Annotated in this window: 1 protein-coding gene; it reads left to right on the top strand. The window is 62.8% G+C overall.

The window, feature by feature from the left end; translation table 11 throughout:
• Window positions 1-262: 262 nt before the first annotated feature.
• Window positions 263-1198, top strand: a 936-nt coding sequence (ytpR, locus tag V6C07_RS09995) for a YtpR family tRNA-binding protein (protein WP_333536301.1), incomplete at its 3' end; no start/stop codon positions are given.

The following is a 1198-nucleotide window of genomic DNA, read 5'->3' as shown; positions in this document are numbered from 1 at the left end:
CGGCAATACTGTTACCGAGGCGCAGCCGGAAGAGAAATCGCCCAGGCGGCGGCCGCGCCCCGGAGCTTACGGGCACAGACCCATGCAGGAGCATGACCGCCCCCTTCCGGACCCCGGAAAGAGCGATGACGCCCCGGCCTGGAATTTCAACTGAGGCTGCGGCGCGTGGGCTGCCCATAATCGCGGCCCAGGTTTGCAATGAACACCACTACCTATGACGCCCAACGCGGCGGCCCAAGGCCCCGCGCAAACAGGACATGCTATGCTGCTCTCACTTTCATGGCTGCGTGAATTTACGCCTTACGAAGGCACGGCTGAAGCTCTGGGCGACCGCCTGACCATGCTCGGCCTGGAACTGGAAGACATCCGCCGTCCCTTTGACGCCATCGACTCCATTGTGGTGGGGCTGGTGGTCGTCTGCGAAGACCATCCACAGTCCGATCATCTGCATGTCTGCAAGGTAGACGCAGGCCAGGGCGAACTGCTGGACATCGTCTGCGGCGCGCCCAACGTGGCCGAAGGCCAAAAAGTGCCCGTGGCCCTTGTGGGCACAACCATGCCCGACGGTATGGTCATAAAAAAAGCCAAACTGCGCGGCGCGCCGTCATTCGGCATGATCTGCTCCGAGCGCGAGCTTGGCCTGACCGAAGACCACGCCGGCATCATGGTGCTGCCCCACAGCTTTGAAGTGGGCAAACCGCTGGTTGACCAGCTTGTGCTTGACCGCGAAGTGCTGGACATTTCCGTCACGCCCAACAGGGCGGACTGCCTTTCCGTGCTGGGGCTGGCCCGCGAAACCGCGCTGGCCTTCAGCCTGCCGCTGAACATCCCGGCCCTGCCCCTGCAGATGGACGAAAGCGCGCCGCAGCGCCTTGTTCCCATTGATATTGAAGATCCCGACCTCTGCCGCCTCTATTCCGGCAGAGTCATCACGGGGGCAAAAATCGGCCCCTCGCCCCTGCATGTGCGGCATCGCCTGCATGCCATGGGCGTGCGCCCGGTTTCCAATATTGTGGACGTGACCAACTACATTCTGCTTGAATACGGCCAACCGCTGCACTCTTTTGACCTCGACAAGCTCGAAGGCGGCCGCATTGTGGTCAGTCGCGCCCGGGACGGCGAAAAAATCACCACCCTCGACGGGCAGGAACGTGTCCTCACCCCGCAGGACCTGTGCATCCGCGACGCTTCGCGCGCA

Source organism: Desulfovibrio sp. 1214_IL3152 (assembly GCF_036763055.1).
GTDB lineage: Bacteria > Desulfobacterota > Desulfovibrionia > Desulfovibrionales > Desulfovibrionaceae > Desulfovibrio.
This window is presented reverse-complemented; position numbering and strand designations above follow the sequence as displayed.